The sequence below is a fragment of the Acidovorax sp. LjRoot117 genome, from assembly GCF_964252695.1.
Lineage (GTDB): Bacteria > Pseudomonadota > Gammaproteobacteria > Burkholderiales > Burkholderiaceae_C > Acidovorax.
Genome location: NZ_CAXUPO020000015.1, coordinates 56820 through 73373 on the forward strand (window position 1 = coordinate 56820; position 16554 = coordinate 73373).

Genomic DNA, 16554 nt, shown 5'->3' on the forward strand with positions numbered 1-16554 from the left:
GGTCAACAAGGCCGGCGCCTGCCACGGGGGCACGGCACCGGTCGGTCAGCCCGCAAGGCAAGCAATGCTGTGCGATTGGCGACCCTACAAAAGGAAACCGCCGCACGTTGCCGCGCGGCGGTGTTGTTCAGCGGCCAATTATGCCGCTTTTGGGGGCCTTCAGGCCGCCAGTTGCGCGTGCAGTTCCTGCACCGAATACACGTCGAGCTTGTCCATGTACTTCATGCCTTCCACCGCAGCTTCGGCACCGAAGATCGTGGTGAAGGTCGTGACGCGTGCGAGCAGCGAGCTCGTGCGGATCGCACGCGAATCGGCGATCGCGTTGCGGCGCTCTTCCACGGTGTTGATCACCATCACGATCTCGTTGTTCTTGATCATGTCCACGATGTGCGGGCGGCCCTCGGTGACCTTGTTGACCACCTTGACCGGCACGCCGGCCGCTTCGATCGCGGCGGCCGTGCCCTTGGTCGCCACGAGCTCGAAGCCCAGCGCCACGAGCTGGCGGGCGATGTCCACCGCGCGCGGCTTGTCGGCGTTCTTCACGGTCAGGAACACCTGGCCCGAGGTGGGCAGCTTGGTGCCCGCACCCAGCTGGCTCTTCACGAAGGCTTCGCCGAAGGTCTTGCCCACGCCCATCACTTCACCGGTGGACTTCATCTCGGGGCCGAGGATGGTGTCCACGCCCGGGAACTTCACGAAGGGGAACACGGCCTCCTTCACGCTGAAGTACGGGGGCGTCACTTCCTTGGTGATGCCTTGCGACGCCAGCGTCTGGCCGGCCATGCAGCGCGCGGCCACCTTGGCCAGCTGGATGCCGGTGGCCTTGCTCACGAAGGGCACCGTGCGCGAAGCGCGCGGGTTCACTTCCAGCACGTAGATCACGTCCTTGCCGTCCACTTCCTGGATGGCGAACTGCACGTTCATCAGGCCCACTACGCTCAGGCCCGCAGCCATGGCGGCGGTCTGGCGCTTGATCTCGTCGATGGTGGGCTGCGACAGGTAGTACGGCGGCAGCGAGCAGGCGGAGTCGCCGCTGTGCACGCCCGCCTGTTCGATGTGCTCCATCACGCCGCCGATGAAGGTGACGCCTGCGGAGTCGCGCACGCAGTCCACATCGCACTCGATGGCGTTGGACAGGAAACGGTCCAGCAGCACGGGCGAGTCGTTGCTCACCTTGACGGCTTCGCGCATGTAGCGCTCCAGGTCACGCTGCTCGTGCACGATTTCCATCGCGCGGCCGCCCAGCACGTAGCTGGGGCGCACCACCAGGGGGTAGCCCAGGGCGGCGGCCTTTTCCAGGGCCTCGGGTTCGGTGCGCGCAGTCGCATTGGGCGGCTGGCGCAGGCCGAGTTCGCCCAGCAGCTTCTGGAAGCGCTCGCGGTCTTCGGCCGCATCGATCATGTCGGGGCTGGTGCCGATGATGGGCACGCCAGCGGCTTCGAGGCCCAGGGCCAGCTTCAGGGGCGTCTGTCCGCCGTACTGCACGATCACGCCGACCGGCTTTTCCTTGTCCACGATCTCCAGCACGTCCTCGAGCGTCACGGGCTCGAAGTACAGGCGGTCGGACGTGTCGTAGTCGGTGGAGACGGTCTCGGGGTTGCAGTTGACCATGATGGTCTCGTAGCCGTCCTCGCGCATCGCCAGCGCCGCGTGCACGCAGCAGTAATCGAACTCGATGCCCTGGCCGATGCGGTTGGGACCGCCGCCCAGCACCATGATCTTCTTGTTGCTGGTGGGCTCCGACTCGCATTCCGCGACGCCGCCGTACGTGGCCGCTTCGTAGGTGGAGTACAGGTAGGCCGTGTTGGTGGCGAACTCGGCCGCGCAGGTGTCCACGCGCTTGTAGACCGGGCGCACGTTCTGCGCGTGGCGCGCTTCGCGCACGGCCTTTTCGGTGGTCTTGAGCAGCTTGGCCAGACGGCGGTCGGAGAAGCCCTTTTGCTTGAGCGTGAACAGCGTGCCCGCGTCGAGCGCCGCCAGGGCTCCCTCGCCTCTTTCGGCCACCAGCTTGTCGATGTCGAGCTCGATCTTCACAATCTGCTCGATCTGCACCAGGAACCACTTGTCGATCTTTGTGAGGTCGAACACTTCGTCGACCGACAGGCCCATGGCGAAGGCATCGCCCACGTACCAGATGCGCTCGGGGCCGGGCTCGCCGAGTTCCTTTTCGAGCACTTCGCGGTCCTGGGTCTTCTCGTTCATGCCGTCCACGCCCACTTCCAGGCCACGCAGGGCCTTCTGGAAGGATTCCTGGAAGGTACGGCCCATGGCCATGACCTCGCCCACGGACTTCATCTGCGTGGTCAGGCGGCTGTCGGCCGTGGGGAATTTCTCGAACGCGAAACGCGGGATCTTGGTGACCACGTAGTCGATGGAGGGCTCGAACGATGCGGGCGTGATGCCGCCCGTGATCTCGTTGCGCAGCTCATCGAGCGTGTAGCCCACGGCCAGCTTGGCGGCGACCTTGGCGATCGGGAAGCCCGTGGCCTTGGAGGCCAGCGCCGAAGAGCGCGAGACGCGCGGGTTCATCTCGATCACGACCATGCGGCCGTCCTGCGGGTTGATCGAGAACTGCACGTTGGAGCCGCCCGTGTCCACGCCGATCTCGCGCAGCACTGCCAGGGACGCATTGCGCAGGATCTGGTATTCCTTGTCGGTCAGCGTCTGCGCGGGGGCCACGGTGATCGAGTCGCCGGTGTGCACGCCCATGGGGTCCAGGTTCTCGATGGAGCAGATGATGATGCAGTTGTCCGCCTTGTCGCGCACCACTTCCATCTCGTACTCCTTCCAGCCGAGCAGCGATTCTTCGATCAGCAGTTCGTTGGTGGGCGAGGCTTCCAGGCCGCGCTTGCAGATGGTCTCGAATTCTTCGGGGTTGTAGGCAATGCCGCCGCCCGTGCCGCCCAGCGTGAAGCTGGGGCGGATCACGGTAGGAAAGCCCACGCTCTTTTGCACGGCCCAGGCTTCGTCCATGCTGTGGGCGATGCCCGAGCGCGCGGAGCCCAGACCGATCTTGGTCATGGCGTCCTTGAACTTCAGGCGGTCTTCGGCCTTGTCGATGGCCTCGGGCGTGGCGCCGATGAGCTCGACCTTGTACTTGTCGAGCACGCCGTTGTGCCACAGGTCCAGCGCGCAGTTGAGCGCGGTCTGGCCACCCATGGTGGGCAGGATGGCGTCGGGGCGTTCCTTGGCGATGATCTTCTCGACCGTCTGCCAGGTGATGGGCTCGATGTAGGTGACGTCGGCCGTGGCCGGGTCGGTCATGATCGTCGCAGGGTTGCTGTTGATCAGGATGACCTTGTAGCCCTCTTCGCGCAGCGCCTTGCAGGCCTGTACGCCGGAGTAGTCGAATTCGCAGGCCTGGCCGATGATGATCGGGCCAGCGCCGATGATGAGAATGCTTTGGATGTCTGTGCGTTTTGGCATGGTGCGTCGATCAGTCGATCGTGGGTTCGGCTGCCTGGGAGCCAGGGGTCTCTACAGAGGGTGCGGCGTCCGCCTGCGGGCGGCGGGCGGTCAGCTTGGCAAGCAGCGCCTCGGCCCGGGCGGGGGGAAGGTTCTTCTGCATCAGTTGCAGCAGGCCATCCCCCTGGATCAGCGGGCGCAGGACTTCCTCTTCAGCGTCATAAAAGGTCACTTCCCAGTCCTGGAGCAGCTCTTCGAACTCTGCGTCGTCCAGCGTCTTGCCCTTGGCCACGAGGGTGATCAGGGGCATGGCCTTGTTCTCGACAAAGGCCTTCTTGTAGGGCTTTTGCGCCCATCGCTCGGTGAACCATTCGCGGTGGGGCGACGGCAGCGTCAGGACGCGCTTGTGGATCGCCTTTTCCAGGGTTGCGAGGGGGAAGCTGAAAAATTTCATGGCGCTGTTCCTTGATTTCAGGCCGCCTTGGCCGCGCGCATGGCGTCGGTGAAGCGGTCGAACAGGTAGGCGATGTCGTGCGGGCCGGGAGATGCCTCGGGGTGGCCCTGGAAGCAGAACGCCGGCTTGTCCTTGTGCGCCAGGCCCTGCAGCGTGCCGTCGAACAAACTGACGTGCGTGGCACGCAGGTGGGCCGGCAGCGACTGCATGTCCACCGCGAAACCGTGGTTCTGGCTGGTGATGCTCACGCGGCCGTTGTCCAGGTCCTTCACGGGGTGGTTGGCTCCGTGGTGGCTGTTCGTCATCTTGAAGGTCTTGGCGCCCGCGGCCAGGGCCATGATCTGGTGGCCCAGGCAGATGCCGAAGGTCGGCACGCCGCTGTCGACGATGGTGCGGGTGGCAGAAATGGCGTAGTCGCAGGGCTCCGGGTCGCCAGGGCCGTTGGACAGGAACACGCCATCAGGCTTCAGGGCCAGCACATCGGCCGCTGGCGTCTGCGCGGGCACCACGGTGACCTTGCAGCCGCGCTGGGCCAGCATGCGCAGGATGTTCAGCTTCACGCCGTAGTCGTAGGCCACCACGTGGAACTCGGGAGACTCGAGCTTGCCGTAGCCCTTGCCCAGCACCCACTCGGTCTGGGTCCACTCGTAGGTGGCTTTGGTCGACACCACCTTGGCCAGGTCCAGCCCGGCCATGTTGGGAGCCGCCTTGGCAGCGGCCAGGGCCTCGTCGATCAGAGCCTGCGTCACCGCCTGGCCTTGCGCCAGGCCGACGATGGCGCCGTTTTGTGCGCCCTTGCTGCGCAGCAGGCGGGTGAGCTTGCGGGTGTCGATGTTGGCGATGGCGACCGTGTTCTCGCGAACGAGGTACTGGGACAGGGTTTCCGTCTGGCGGAAATTGCTGGCCAGCAGGGGCAGGTCCTTGATGATCAGGCCCGCGGCATAGACCTTGTCGGCCTCGATATCCTCGCTGTTGACGCCGTAGTTGCCGATGTGCGGATACGTGAGCGTCACGATCTGCTGGCAATAGCTAGGGTCGGTGAGGATTTCCTGATAACCGGTGATGGCGGTGTTGAACACCACCTCACCGACGGTGGTGCCGGTAGCACCAATCGAGTTGCCGATAAAGACCGTGCCGTCTGCGAGCGCCAGGATGGCGGGCGGGAAGTTTCCCTTGAGAGACAAAAGCACTGGGTTCTCCGGATGGTTACGGTCGCCCGGCGCCTGCAGGCCACTCGTACACGCAAACGTACGCAGTGCTGGTGGCTGCTCTCAGAAAAGATTTTTGCTTTGGGTGCGATCGGGCGACGCTGTTGCGAGAAAAGCTCCCGATTATACCCTTCGGGCGTCTTCGCCCGGCAAATGCATGTCTTGCATAACCTTGTTACGTAAGGAAGTGTTCCAGGCATTTCAATGCATCACTGCGCGCCTAGACTCCGCCCGGCGCCCATTCAACCATCAACGTTTTCAACCTTCAGAGAGGCTGTTTTCATGTTTGCTTTCATTCGTCCCCTTGCTGTCGCAGCGGCAGGTCTCGGCATCGCCTTGGCCGCCCAGGCCATGGAGCTGGCCAAGTATCCAAAAGTCTTTGTGGGCCCGCAGGGAGTCGAAGTCGTTCTGGCCCCCAGCGTGGACGGCAAGCAGGCGCTGGTGCGCGTGAGCGGCATCAACGACCCGATCGACCAGGTGGTCTTTCTGAGCAACCTGGAGCGGCAAGGCGCAGCGCGCGACGTGTACTCCACCCGCATCGACGGCCGCAACTACGGCCTGCTGCACAAGCAGACCGACGCGTACGTCGGTGGCGACAACTATGTGGTCTACCTGCCTGGCAAGCGCGACGGCGTGGTGCTGGCCTTCCACGAAGACAAGACCAAGGCGTTCAAGCTGGCAGACCTGCAGGCGAGCTATGAGCGTCAGCAAAAGCAAGGCGTGCAGGAAAAGCTGGCCCGCTTTGACCGCAACAAGCGCCTGGCCAGCGCGCAGGCCGATCTGACCAAGGCCGACCAGGATGCCAGCGCCGCGTGCGGCACGCCCGTGAAGACCACGGTCGACTGGGCGTCCATCGATGACGAAAAGCTGCAGACCCTGAGCATTGGCAGCTTCTGCGGCGTGGTCGCCTCGGAACTGGAGTCCCTGTGCCGCAACACCCCCGCGGCCAAGGCCAAGGCGGCCAGCCTGGGCCAGGTGCAGTGCAAGTTCGCATCCGCGCTGAAAATCCGCGTGGAAGGCCAGCAAGTGGTGTTCACGACCGAGAAGGACGCGCCCAACCAGGAAGACTTCGTGCGCCAGTTCCTGCGCAACCAGCAGTAATCAGCCTCCCGCGCCACCTCCGGGTGGCGCGAACCTGCCCGCACCCCCGGCAGGAATCTCCTGCCCGAGACCGGCCCTTCAGCGCGCAGCGCCGCTCGCGTGCAGGCAAATGGCGGCGGCGGCAGCCACGTTCAGCGACTCCTCGCCGCCGGGCTGCGCAATGCGGATGCGCAGGGCCGAGCGCTCTTCCAGCACCGGCGACACGCCCTGCCCTTCGTGCCCCATGACCCAGGCACAGGGCCAGGGCAATGCGGCGCGGTGCAGCCAGTCTCCGGCATGGGAGCTGGTGACGAGCAGGGGCACCTGCAGCGCCTGCAGCTCTGCGTGCTCCACACCTTCGATGAGATCCAGCGCGAAATGCGCGCCCATGCCGGCCCGCAGCACCTTGGGTGACCAGAGGGCCGCGCTGCCCTTGACGGCCACCACCTGGCGGAATCCAAACGCCGAGGCACTGCGCAGGATGGAGCCCACGTTGCCCGCGTCCTGCACACGGTCGAGCACCACGGTGGCAACGCCCGGCTGCAGCGACGCCGGCACCGCCCAGTCGATGACGAAGCCCATGCGCGCCGGCGACTCCAGCCCGCTGATCTCGGCGAACAAGGCATCCGAGAGCACTATGATTTTAGGAGCTGCTTGCGCCCACTCCACCTGCGCCAGTGGCCAAAAAGACTCTGCAAACACCGCCACCGCCGGGCGCTGGTGCCGCTCCAGCGCGGCGCGGCACAGATGGTCGCCCTCCAGCCACACCCTGCCCTGCTTGCGATAGGCCGTGCTGTCCTGCGCCAGGCGGCGCAGGTTCTTGACGAAAGCGTTGTCGCGCGAATGGATGGGGGTGACGGAAGGTGATGTCATCGGCAATGGGGTCACCTGGGCGGTCACCCGCAACGGGTCACAGGAACAGGTTTTGTGCCACCGGTGCGAACGAGCGCCGGTGGTGGATGCAGGCGCCGTGCTCGCGCAGCGCGGCCATGTGGATCGCCGTGCCGTAGCCCTTGTGGCCGGCAAAGCCGTAATGGGGGAAGTCCTGGTCGATCTGCGCGCACCAGCGGTCGCGGTGCACCTTGGCCAGGATGGAGGCGGCCGAGATGGCCTGCACCAGCGCATCGCCCTTGACGATGGCCTCGGCCGGCACGTCCAGCAGCGGCAAGCGGTTGCCGTCCACAAGCACCCGCACGGGCTTGAGCCGCAGGCCGATCACCGCGCGGCGCATCGCCAGCAGGGTGGCCTGCAGGATGTTCAGGCTGTCGATCTCTTCGACGCTCGCCTCGGCGATGGAGCAGCACAGCGCCTTGGCGCGGATCTCGTCGTAGAGCTTCTCGCGCCGGGCTGCGGTCAGGGTCTTGGAGTCCGCCAGGCCTGCGATGGGATGCAGGTCGTCCAGGATGACGGCGGCAGCCACCACCGGGCCGGCCAGGGGCCCGCGGCCGGCCTCGTCCACCCCGGCAAGAAGTCCGGGGGGATGCCAGGGCAGGCTGGCTTGCTCAGGCTGTGGGAGCGAGGATTTTCTGGATCGCATCGGCTGCCAGTCGGGGAGTGTTGCGGAGAAGGCTTTCATGCAGCGCGGTGAAGCGCTGCTCCAGCGCGCTGATCCGGGACGGATTGTGCCTGCGTGCGTCCAGCCAATCCAGCGTGGCGGCGCACAGCGCTTGCGGCGTGGCGGCGTCCTGGATCAGTTCGGGCACCACGAAGTCGCCGCACAGGATGTTGGGCAGCCCCACCCAGGGCTGCAACTGCTTGCGGCGCATGAGCCACCAGCTCACAGGCTGCATGTGGTAGGCGATCACCATGGGCCGCTTGAAGAGCGCGGCCTCCAGCGTGGCCGTGCCGCTGGCGATCAAGGTGGCATCGCAGGCCGCCAGCACCGTGTGCGACTGGCCCGCCACGATCTGCACCGCGTCCTGCAGGCCGCATTCCTGTGCGACCTGCGCAATGCGGCTTTGCAAGGCGGGTACCGCGGGCACTACCAATTTGATAGCTGGGCGCGCTTGACGGATCAGCGCTGCAGCCTCGAGGAATGGCTTGGCGATGTACTGGATTTCAGACGACCGGCTGCCCGGCAGGATGGCCAGGACCTCATCCGCATCCTGCAGACCCAGATGTGCCCTGGCGGCGGAGCGGTCGGGCACCATCGGGATCACACCAGCGAGCGGGTGACCGACGTAGGTCGCCTCGATGCCATGCTGGGCCAGCAGTGCGGGCTCGAAGGGAAAGATGCACAGCACGTGGTCGGCGCTGCGGCGGATCTTCTCGACCCGGTCCGCACGCCACGCCCAGATGGAGGGGCAGACGAAATGCACGGTCTTGATGCCGGCAGCGCGCAGGTCGGCTTCGAGCCCCAGGTTGAAATCCGGCGCGTCCACGCCGATGAACACATCGGGCCGGCTCTGGAGGAGGTCGTTGCGCAACGACTTGCGGATGGCGAGCAACTCGCGCAGGCGCCGCAGCACCTCCATGCTGTAGCCATGCACGGCCAGCTTGTCGCTGGGCCACCGGGCCTCGAAGCCGCGGCGTGCCATCTGGGGCCCACCGATGCCAAAGGACTGCAGCGTGGGCCAGTGCGCCTGCATGCCGTCGAGCAGCAGCCCGGCGAGCAAGTCGCCCGAGGTTTCGCCCGCCACCATGGCGATGCGGGGAGATGTCTGCATGCGCCGGACCTCAGCGGGCGATGCCGCGGCTGGAGCTGGCCAGGAAAGCCATCACCAGCGCCACGTCCGCCGTGGCCTCGGGGTGCGCCACCGGCAGGTCCGCGATGGCGGCGCGGGCCGCCTCGAGCGTGAGGCCCTGGCGGTACATCAGCCGGTGGATCTGCTTGATCACTGCCACACGCCCCGCAGAGAACCCGCGGCGGCGCAGGCCCTCGGCATTCAGCCCCCGCACGGACAGCGGATTGCCATCGACCGTCATGAAGGGCGGTACGTCCTGCGACACGGCGCTGGAAAATCCGATCATGGCGTGCGCCCCGATCTTCACGAACTGGTGGATGCCGGTCAGCCCGCCCACCGTCACCCAGTCGCCGATCAGCACATGGCCGGCCAGCGTGGTGTTGTTGGCCATGGTCGTGTGGTTGCCCACATGGCAGTCGTGCGCAATGTGGGTATAGGCCATGATCCAGTTGTCGTCGCCGATGCTGGTCTTGCCGCCCGCGCCCGGCACGCCGCGGTTGAAGGTGCAGAATTCGCGCACCGTGTTGCGGTCACCGATGACCAGCTCGGTGTCCTCGCCCTTGTACTTCTTGTCCTGCGGATCGGCCCCCAGGGAGGCGAACTGGAAAATGCGGTTGTCCTTGCCGATGGTCGTGCGGCCTTCGATCACGCAGTGGGCCCCCACGGTGCAGCCCGGGCCGATCACGACCTGCGGGCCGATCACGGCATACGGCCCCACCGTGACGGAGGGGTCGATGCGTGCACCGTCCGCAATGATGGCGGTGGGATGGATATTGCTCACGGTCCGGTCAGCCCAGGTCGTCGCTGCGGCTCAGCCCACGCTGCGCATGGTGCACATGAGCTCGGCTTCGCAGGCCACATCGTCGCCCACGCTCGCCACGCCCTTGAACTTCCAGATGCCGCCGCGCACGCGGTCGATGGTGATGGTCAGGATCAGCTGGTCGCCCGGCTCCACAGGGCGCTTGAAACGCGCGCCGTCGATGCCGACGAAGTAATAGATGTTGTTCTCGTCCGGCACCTTGCCCATGGCATCGAAGGCCAGCAGCCCGGCCGCCTGGGCCAGGGCTTCGAGGATCAGCACGCCGGGCATCACGGGACGCCCTGGAAAATGCCCGCCGAAGTAAGGTTCGTTGAACGTGACGTTCTTGATGGCCTTGATACGGGTGTTGCTCTCAAGCTCGATCACCTTGTCTACCAGCAAGAAGGGGTAGCGGTGCGGCAGTTGCTTGAGAATTGCGTGGATATCCATCATCGAGTTCTTCTTCCGTTCATGCTGCTTTCAGGGCCTGCTCCAGCGCTTTGATGCGCTCTCGCAAGCTGTGCAATTGTTTGAGTGTCGCAGCGTTCTTTTCCCAGCGCGCATTGTCGTCGATGGGAAACATGCCCGTGTACTGTCCTGGCCGTGTGATGGATCGCGTGACGACCGTGGCCGCCGAAATGTGCACGTTGTCGGCCAGCTCCAGATGCCCCAGCACGATGGCGCCTCCGCCCACCGTGCAATGCGCGCCGATGGTGGCACTGCCGGCCACACCCACGCAGCCGGCCATGGCCGAGTGCTTGCCGATGCGCACGTTGTGGCCCACCTGGATCAGGTTGTCGAGCTTGACGCCGTCTTCGATCACGGTGTCCTGCAGGGCACCCCGGTCGATGCAGGTGTTGGCCCCGATCTCGACATCGTCGCCGATGTGAACGGCGCCGAGCTGCTCGATCTTGACCCACTGCCCCTTCTCCGGCGCGAAGCCGAAGCCGTCGGCACCGATCACCACGCCCGCATGGACGATGCAGCGCTCGCCGATGTGGCAGTCTTCGCCGACCGTCACGCGTGATTTGAGCACCGTGCCTGCACCAATGCGAGCGCCGCGCTCAACGACGCACAGCGGGCCGACAACAGCCGTGGGATGCACGTGGGCCGACGGGTCCACCACGGCGCTCGCATGCACCGAGCCCTGCACTGCAGGCGATGTGTGCTGCCGCCAGAGCTGCGTGGCCCTTGCAAAATAGACGTAGGGGTTGTCCGCAACGATGCAGGGGCCGCGCGCCAGCGCCACCTCGCGCATGGCGGGCGCCACAATGACACAGGCCGCCCGGGAGGCGGCCAGTTGCTGTTGGTAGCGGGGGTTGCTCAGAAAACTGAGGTCCCCCGGGCCCGCAACCTCCAGTGGCGCGATGCGGGAGATGGTGGTGTCAGCCACCGCCCCCCCCTCCAGCGAACCACCGAGCGCATCAACAATGTGCCCGAGAAGCAAGCTCACGCGCCACCCGTCCTGCGCTGCGGCTTACTTGGTTGTGGCAGCGGCATTCAGCGCCTTGATCACCTTGTCGGTGATGTCGTGCTTGGGGTTGATGTAGACAGCCTCTTGCAGGATCACGTCGTACTTTTCAGCTTCTGCGACCTGCTTGACCACCTTGTTGGCGCGCTCGAGAACCTGGGAGAGTTCTTCGTTCTTGCGGGCGCTCAGGTCTTCCTGGAACTCACGGCGCTTGCGCTGGAAGTCACGGTCCTGGTCCACCAGCTGGCGCTGGCGCGTGGTGCGCTGGCTCTCGGCCATGGTGGGCGCTTCACGTTCGAACTTTTCGCTGGCGGTCTTCAGGGTGTTGCCCAGGTCCACCAACTCTTTTTCACGGCGAGCGAATTCCTGCTCCAGCTTGGCCTGGGCCGCCTTGGCCGTGTTGGCCTCACGGAAGATGCGGTCGGTGTTGACGAAACCGGCACGGAAGGACTCTTGCGCTTGCACAGGCGCTGCAGCGGCGAATGCGCCGAGCAGCAGGGCCAAGGAGATATGGCGAGAAAAGGATTTCATTAGAAAGACGTTCCAATCTGGAATTGCAGTTTCTGGATTCTATCGCCAGCGAACTTGCGCACCGGTTGCGCAAACGCCAGACGCAGCGGACCGAGCGGGGAAATCCAGCTCAGGCCCAGACCCACGGAGGCACGCATGTCACTGAAGGTGACCTTGTCGTTCTCTCCGTACACGTTACCCACGTCGACGAAGGTAAACACGCGCAGGGTCCGGTCGTTCCCCGCGCCAGGGAACGGAGCGATCAGCTCCGCATTGAGGGTGACTTTCTTCGGACCGCCGAGAGACGCACCCGTCACGTCGCGCGGACCCAGCGTGCCCTGGTCGAAACCGCGCACCGAGCCCAGGCCGCCCGAGTAGAAGTTCTTGAACACGGGGAACGGCCGGCCGTTCATCCCCTTGCCGATACCCGCCTCGCCGTTGAACGCCAGCGTGAAGCGCTTGTTCAGCGGAACGTACTGCTGGTACTGGTAGTTGGCGCGCACGTAGCGGGCGTCGCCTGCCACGGACCATTCGGAATTGAGGCGCTGGTAGCGACCCGAATTGGGCGCCAGCGCACTGTCGCGGTCATCGCGCGACCAGCCGACGGTCAGCGGAATGGAGGTGCTGCTGTAGCCGAACCTGTCTGCATAGGCCAGGTAGGTGGCGGGGATGTTCGTGCCGGGCTTGATCTTGGTCTGCTCAAGGCCGCCACCGAAGAACACCGTGTCGGTCTCGCTGAACGGCACGCCGAAGCGCAACGAACTGCCGGTGGTCACGAGCTGGTAGTTGCCGCCCTGGTCTTCGTAAGGCTTGTCCGTGCGGTAGTAGAGGTCCACCGTGCGCGAAATGCCTTCCTTGGTGAAATACGGGTCGGTGGTGCTGAACACCAGCGTGCGGCGGTACTTGCTGGTGTTCACATCGATGCCCAGGTAGTTGCCCGAGCCGAAGATGTTTTCCTGCTTGATGCCGAACGAGAGCGAGACCTTCTCCGCGCTGGAGAAGCCCACGCCCATCTGCAGCGAGCCCGTGGGCTTTTCGGCCACGTTGATCACCAGGTCCACCTGGTCGGGCGAGCCCGGCACTTCCTGCGTCTCGACGTTCACTTCGGTGAAGAAGCCCAGGCGGTCCACGCGGTCGCGCGACAGGCGGATTTTCTCGCCGTCGTACCACGAGGCTTCGTACTGGCGGAACTCGCGGCGGATCACTTCGTCGCGCGTGCGGTTGTTGCCGCTCACGTTGATGCGGCGCACATAGGCGCGGCGCGATGGTTCGGCCTGCAGCACGAAGGCGACGCGGTTGTTCTCGCGGTCGATCTCCGGCACGGCCTCGACGCGGGCAAACGCAAAGCCGAAGCGCGCGAAATACTCCGAGAAAGCCTTGGTGGTCTCGGTGATCTGGTCGGCGTTGTAGGGCTCGCCTGCGCGGATCGTGACGAGCGACTTGAATTCGTCATCGCGGTCCAGGTAGTTGCCCTCCAGCTTGACGCCGGACACGACATAGCGCTCGCCCTCGGTCACGTTGACGATGATGGAGATGTCCTGCTTGTCGGGCGAGATCGCGACCTGCGTGGAATCGACGCGGAACTCGAGGTAGCCGCGCTGCAGGTAGTACGAGCGAAGGGTTTCCAGGTCGGCGTTGAGCTTGGCGCGCGAATAGCGGTCGGACTTGGTGTACCAGCTGAGCCAGCCGCCCGTGTCCTGGTCGAACAGGCCCTTGAGCGTGGATTCGCTGAACGCCTTGTTGCCGACGATGCGCACTTCCTTGATCTTGGCGGGCTCGCCTTCGACCACCGTGAACGTCAGGTTCACCCGGTTGCGCTCGATGGGGGTCACCGTGGTCACCACTTCGGCGCCGTAGAGGCTCTTGTTGATGTACTGGCGCTTGAGCTCCTGCTCGGCGCGGTCGGTCAGCGCCTTGTCATAGGGCCGCCCTTCGGTCAGCCCCACCTCGCGCATGGCTTTCTTGAGCGTGTCCTTGTCGAATTCGCGCGTGCCGGCGAAGTCGACATCCGCCACCGTGGGGCGCTCTTCCACCACGACCACCAGCACGTTGCCAGTGGCCTCCAGGCGCACATCCTTGAAAAGCCCCAGGCCGAACAGCGCCCGGATGGCGGCCGCGCCCTTTTCGTCGTTGTAGTCGTCGCCCACGCGCAGCGGCATGGATGCGAACACCGTACCGGGCTCCACGCGCTGCAGGCCCTCGACGCGGATATCCTGCACCTTGAAGGGCTCCAGTGCCCATGCCGCATTGGCAGCGAAAATCATGGCTGCAACGGCCGATGCGGTACGCACGCCCAGGCGATTGATGTGTTTTTTCATGAATGAAGCTGGAGCCGCAGTTGCGTTGCAAGCGCGGCAAAGGTTAGCCAAAAAGCCGGGTGACGTCGTTGAACAAGGCTATGGACATCATGACAAGCAACACTGCAACGCCTCCGCGCTGCAGGCGTTCCATCCATGCGTCCGACACTCCCTTGCCCGTGACACCCTCCCAAAGATAATACATCAGGTGCCCACCGTCCAAAACTGGCAGCGGCAGCAGGTTCAGCACCCCCAGGCTCACGCTGATGAGCGCAAGGAAAACCAGGTACTGCGTGAGGCCCAGGCTGGCCGAGCGGCCGGCATAGTCGGCAATCGTGAGCGGCCCGCTGAGGTTCTTGAGCGACGCCTCGCCGATCACCATGCGGCCCATCATGCGCAGCGTCAGGATCGAGACGTCCCACGTCTTCACCACACCGCCCCAGGCCCCTTCGAGCACCCCGTACTCCACGGTCACGAACTCGGGCGCCGCACCCACATACGCACCGATACGGCCGACGGTCGTGCCAGCGTCCGTCTTGGCCTCGGGCACCACGTCCAGCGTCAGCACCTGGCCCGCGCGGTCGATGCGCCAGGGCTGGGCCACGGCTTGTGTGCCCTTCACGGACTGCCGGATCAATTCGCGCAGTTGCTGGCCGTCCACCACGTCGGTGGCGCCCACCTTCAGCACCACGTCGCCCTGGCGCAGCCCGGAGCGGGCGGCGGCGCCGTCGGCCATCACATCGCCCAGCACGGGCCGCGTCCACGGCCCCAGGATCCCGATCTTGCGAAACAGCTGTGCGTCGGCCTCGCGGGTGTCGATCTTGGACATGTCGAGCCGCACTTCGCGGTGCGCCGCGCCCGACTGGGGCTGCACGTCCAGGCGCACCGTCTCGCCCTCGAGCGCGCCGCGCGTAAGAAGCCAGCGCAGGTCTTCGAACGACCGCACGGGCTCCATGTCGTCGGTGCCCAGCGCAGCCTGCGCGACGAGTTCGCCACCGCGCAGCCCTGCGGCCTGCGCGACCGAACCCGCCACCGGGCTGGCCAGCACCGCCTTGGGCTCCTGCACGCCGTTCCAGTTGACGATGGCGTACAGCAGTATCGCCAGCAGCAAGTTGGCCATGGGCCCTGCCGCCACAATGGCGGCACGCGAGCGCAGGGGCTGGGTGTTGAACGCCAGATGCCGCTCTTCAGGCGCCACGGGCGCCTCCCGCTCGTCGAGCATCTTGACGTAGCCGCCCAGGGGAAATGCGCCCAGCACGAATTCCGTCGGCGACCCCTTGGGCTGCCAGCGCAGCAGCGGGTGGCCAAAGCCGACCGAGAAGCGCAGCACTTTGACCCCGCACGCCACCGCCACGCGGTAGTGCCCGTACTCGTGCACGGCAATCAGGATGCCCAGGGCAACGACGAAGGCAACAAGAGTGAGCAGCATGGTGGGGTTTCCGTAGATCTCTGTGGAGGCGCTCAGGCCGCCATGCGGACTGCCGCATGTTCTGCCGCATGCCGGGCCTGGGCGTCCAGGTCCAGCAGCGCAGCCAGCGAGTCTGGCTTGGAGGGGGACACCGCATCCAAAGTTGCAAGATTTACCGCATGGATACGGTCAAAACGCAGCCGGCCCTGCAAAAACGCCCCGACAGCCACCTCGTTGGCGGCATTGAGCACCGCGGTCGTTCCCTCGGCTGCCTTGAGCGCCTGCCAGGACAGGTGCAGGCCGGGGAAGCGAATGGCATCGGCATCCTCGAAGGCCAGGGCGGACAGCGTGGAAAAATCGAGCCGGCTGGCGCCACTGGCGATGCGCTCGGGCCAGGCCAGGCCGCAGGCGATGGGCACCCGCATGTCGGGCGTGCCCAGTTGCGCCAGGATCGACGCATCCTTGAACTGCACCATCGAATGGATGATCTGCTGCGGATGGATCACCACCTTGATCTGGTCCGGGTGCAGGTCGAACAGCCAGCGCGCCTCGATCACTTCGAGCGCCTTGTTCATCATGGTGGCGGAGTCGACCGAAATCTTGCGCCCCATCGAGAAATTGGGGTGCGCGCAAGCCTGGGCCGGCGTGATCTCCGACAGCGTGGCCGGGTCGCGCTGGCGAAACGGCCCGCCCGAAGCGGTCAGCAGGATGCTGTCCACCCGGTCAGGCCAGGTGGCAGGGTCTTCCGGCAGGCACTGGAAAATGGCCGAATGCTCGCTGTCGATCGGCAGCAGCGTGGCCCCGCCCTGCTTGACCGTCTGCATGAACAGCCCGCCGCCAACCACCAGCGCCTCCTTGTTGGCCAGCAGCAGGCGCTTGCCGGCGCGGGCTGCCGCCAGGCACGGCGACAGGCCTGCCGCACCCACGATGGCTGCCATGACGGCGTCCACCTCCGGGTGAGACGCTATCGTTTCAAGAGCATCTGCCGCTTGCAGGACTTGCGTGGGAATGCCGTTAGCGGCCAGCTTTTCGGCCAGTTGGCGCGCGTGCGGTGCGCTGGCCATCACCGCAAAGCGCGGTGTGAACTGCGCGCACTGCGCAAGGATCAGGTCCACCTGCGTGGCCGCGCTCAGCGCGAACACTTCAAAGCGGTCCGGGTGGCGGGCCACCACATCCAGCGTGCTGGTACCGATGGAGCCCGTGGAGCCCAATACCGTGAGTCGTTGTTTCATCATTGC

Annotated in this window: 14 protein-coding genes; 1 reads left to right on the plus strand and 13 read right to left on the minus strand. The window is 65.4% G+C overall.

The window, feature by feature from the left end; genetic code table 11:
* Window positions 1-159 precede the first annotated feature (159 nt).
* From carB to carA, 3 genes are read right to left on the minus strand one after another with little or no spacing between them, the layout of a single operon-like run.
* The gene (gene carB / locus ACSQ3D_RS25055) at window positions 160-3426 is read right to left on the minus strand and encodes a carbamoyl-phosphate synthase large subunit (protein WP_436128635.1); all 3267 of its coding nucleotides are present in this window, start codon (window positions 3424-3426) and stop codon (window positions 160-162) included.
* Between the two features lie 10 nt (window positions 3427-3436).
* The gene (locus tag ACSQ3D_RS25060) at window positions 3437-3859 is read right to left on the minus strand and encodes a hypothetical protein (protein WP_436128636.1); all 423 of its coding nucleotides are present in this window, start codon (window positions 3857-3859) and stop codon (window positions 3437-3439) included.
* A 17-nt stretch (window positions 3860-3876) separates the two neighbouring features.
* Window positions 3877-5049, minus strand: coding sequence for a glutamine-hydrolyzing carbamoyl-phosphate synthase small subunit (gene carA, locus ACSQ3D_RS25065; RefSeq protein WP_436128637.1), 1173 nt, complete (start codon window positions 5047-5049; stop codon window positions 3877-3879).
* Window positions 5050-5349: 300 nt separating this feature from the next.
* Between carA and ACSQ3D_RS25070 the strand changes: the two genes are divergently transcribed.
* Window positions 5350-6168 (plus strand): hypothetical protein, encoded by an 819-nt coding sequence (locus tag ACSQ3D_RS25070; RefSeq protein ID WP_056413317.1) that lies wholly within the window; start codon window positions 5350-5352, stop codon window positions 6166-6168.
* A 78-nt stretch (window positions 6169-6246) separates the two neighbouring features.
* On the opposite strand, the gene ACSQ3D_RS25075 is transcribed toward ACSQ3D_RS25070, so the two are convergent.
* From ACSQ3D_RS25075 to ispC, 10 genes are read right to left on the minus strand one after another with little or no spacing between them, the layout of a single operon-like run.
* Window positions 6247-7020: a TrmH family RNA methyltransferase gene (locus ACSQ3D_RS25075; protein WP_436128638.1), complete on the minus strand. Its 774-nt coding sequence runs from the start codon at window positions 7018-7020 to the stop codon at window positions 6247-6249.
* Between the two features lie 37 nt (window positions 7021-7057).
* Window positions 7058-7684 (minus strand): ribonuclease HII, encoded by a 627-nt coding sequence (gene rnhB / locus ACSQ3D_RS25080; RefSeq protein WP_056413323.1) that lies wholly within the window; start codon window positions 7682-7684, stop codon window positions 7058-7060.
* On the minus strand, window positions 7650-8813 hold the full coding sequence (lpxB, locus tag ACSQ3D_RS25085; protein ID WP_436128639.1) for a lipid-A-disaccharide synthase: 1164 nt from the start codon (window positions 8811-8813) through the stop codon (window positions 7650-7652). The genes rnhB and lpxB overlap by 35 nt, the downstream gene beginning before the upstream one ends.
* 10 nt (window positions 8814-8823) lie before the next feature.
* Window positions 8824-9612 (minus strand): acyl-ACP--UDP-N-acetylglucosamine O-acyltransferase, encoded by a 789-nt coding sequence (gene lpxA / locus ACSQ3D_RS25090; RefSeq protein ID WP_436128640.1) that lies wholly within the window; start codon window positions 9610-9612, stop codon window positions 8824-8826.
* Window positions 9613-9642: 30 nt separating this feature from the next.
* The gene (gene fabZ / locus ACSQ3D_RS25095; protein WP_056413333.1) at window positions 9643-10083 is read right to left on the minus strand and encodes a 3-hydroxyacyl-ACP dehydratase FabZ; all 441 of its coding nucleotides are present in this window, start codon (window positions 10081-10083) and stop codon (window positions 9643-9645) included.
* Window positions 10084-10099: 16 nt separating this feature from the next.
* Window positions 10100-11083, minus strand: coding sequence for a UDP-3-O-(3-hydroxymyristoyl)glucosamine N-acyltransferase (gene lpxD, locus ACSQ3D_RS25100; RefSeq protein WP_436128641.1), 984 nt, complete (start codon window positions 11081-11083; stop codon window positions 10100-10102).
* Window positions 11084-11107: 24 nt separating this feature from the next.
* The gene (locus ACSQ3D_RS25105; protein ID WP_056413339.1) at window positions 11108-11632 is read right to left on the minus strand and encodes an OmpH family outer membrane protein; all 525 of its coding nucleotides are present in this window, start codon (window positions 11630-11632) and stop codon (window positions 11108-11110) included.
* On the minus strand, window positions 11632-13929 hold the full coding sequence (gene bamA, locus ACSQ3D_RS25110; protein ID WP_056413342.1) for an outer membrane protein assembly factor BamA: 2298 nt from the start codon (window positions 13927-13929) through the stop codon (window positions 11632-11634). The genes ACSQ3D_RS25105 and bamA overlap by 1 nt, the downstream gene beginning before the upstream one ends.
* A 43-nt stretch (window positions 13930-13972) precedes the next feature.
* Window positions 13973-15337: an RIP metalloprotease RseP gene (rseP, locus tag ACSQ3D_RS25115; protein ID WP_436128642.1), complete on the minus strand. Its 1365-nt coding sequence runs from the start codon at window positions 15335-15337 to the stop codon at window positions 13973-13975.
* 32 nt (window positions 15338-15369) lie between these two features.
* Window positions 15370-16548 carry a 1-deoxy-D-xylulose-5-phosphate reductoisomerase gene (ispC, locus tag ACSQ3D_RS25120; protein WP_056413510.1) on the minus strand — a complete coding sequence of 393 codons (1179 nt, stop codon included), beginning with the start codon at window positions 16546-16548 and terminating at the stop codon, window positions 15370-15372.
* Between the last annotated feature and the right edge of the window lie 6 nt (window positions 16549-16554).

Coding starts and splice junctions, on each gene's coding strand:
- fabZ (WP_056413333.1), bottom strand. CDS start 10,083: ATGATGGATATCCACGCAATTCTCAAGCAACTGCCGCACCGCTACCCC.
- bamA (WP_056413342.1), bottom strand. CDS start 13,929: ATGAAAAAACACATCAATCGCCTGGGCGTGCGTACCGCATCGGCCGTT.
- carB (WP_436128635.1), bottom strand. CDS start 3,426: ATGCCAAAACGCACAGACATCCAAAGCATTCTCATCATCGGCGCTGGC.
- ispC (WP_056413510.1), bottom strand. CDS start 16,548: ATGAAACAACGACTCACGGTATTGGGCTCCACGGGCTCCATCGGTACC.
- ACSQ3D_RS25070 (WP_056413317.1), top strand. CDS start 5,350: ATGTTTGCTTTCATTCGTCCCCTTGCTGTCGCAGCGGCAGGTCTCGGC.
- ACSQ3D_RS25075 (WP_436128638.1), bottom strand. CDS start 7,020: ATGACATCACCTTCCGTCACCCCCATCCATTCGCGCGACAACGCTTTC.
- rnhB (WP_056413323.1), bottom strand. CDS start 7,684: ATGCGATCCAGAAAATCCTCGCTCCCACAGCCTGAGCAAGCCAGCCTG.
- ACSQ3D_RS25060 (WP_436128636.1), bottom strand. CDS start 3,859: ATGAAATTTTTCAGCTTCCCCCTCGCAACCCTGGAAAAGGCGATCCAC.
- ACSQ3D_RS25105 (WP_056413339.1), bottom strand. CDS start 11,632: ATGAAATCCTTTTCTCGCCATATCTCCTTGGCCCTGCTGCTCGGCGCA.
- rseP (WP_436128642.1), bottom strand. CDS start 15,337: ATGCTGCTCACTCTTGTTGCCTTCGTCGTTGCCCTGGGCATCCTGATT.
- lpxB (WP_436128639.1), bottom strand. CDS start 8,813: ATGCAGACATCTCCCCGCATCGCCATGGTGGCGGGCGAAACCTCGGGC.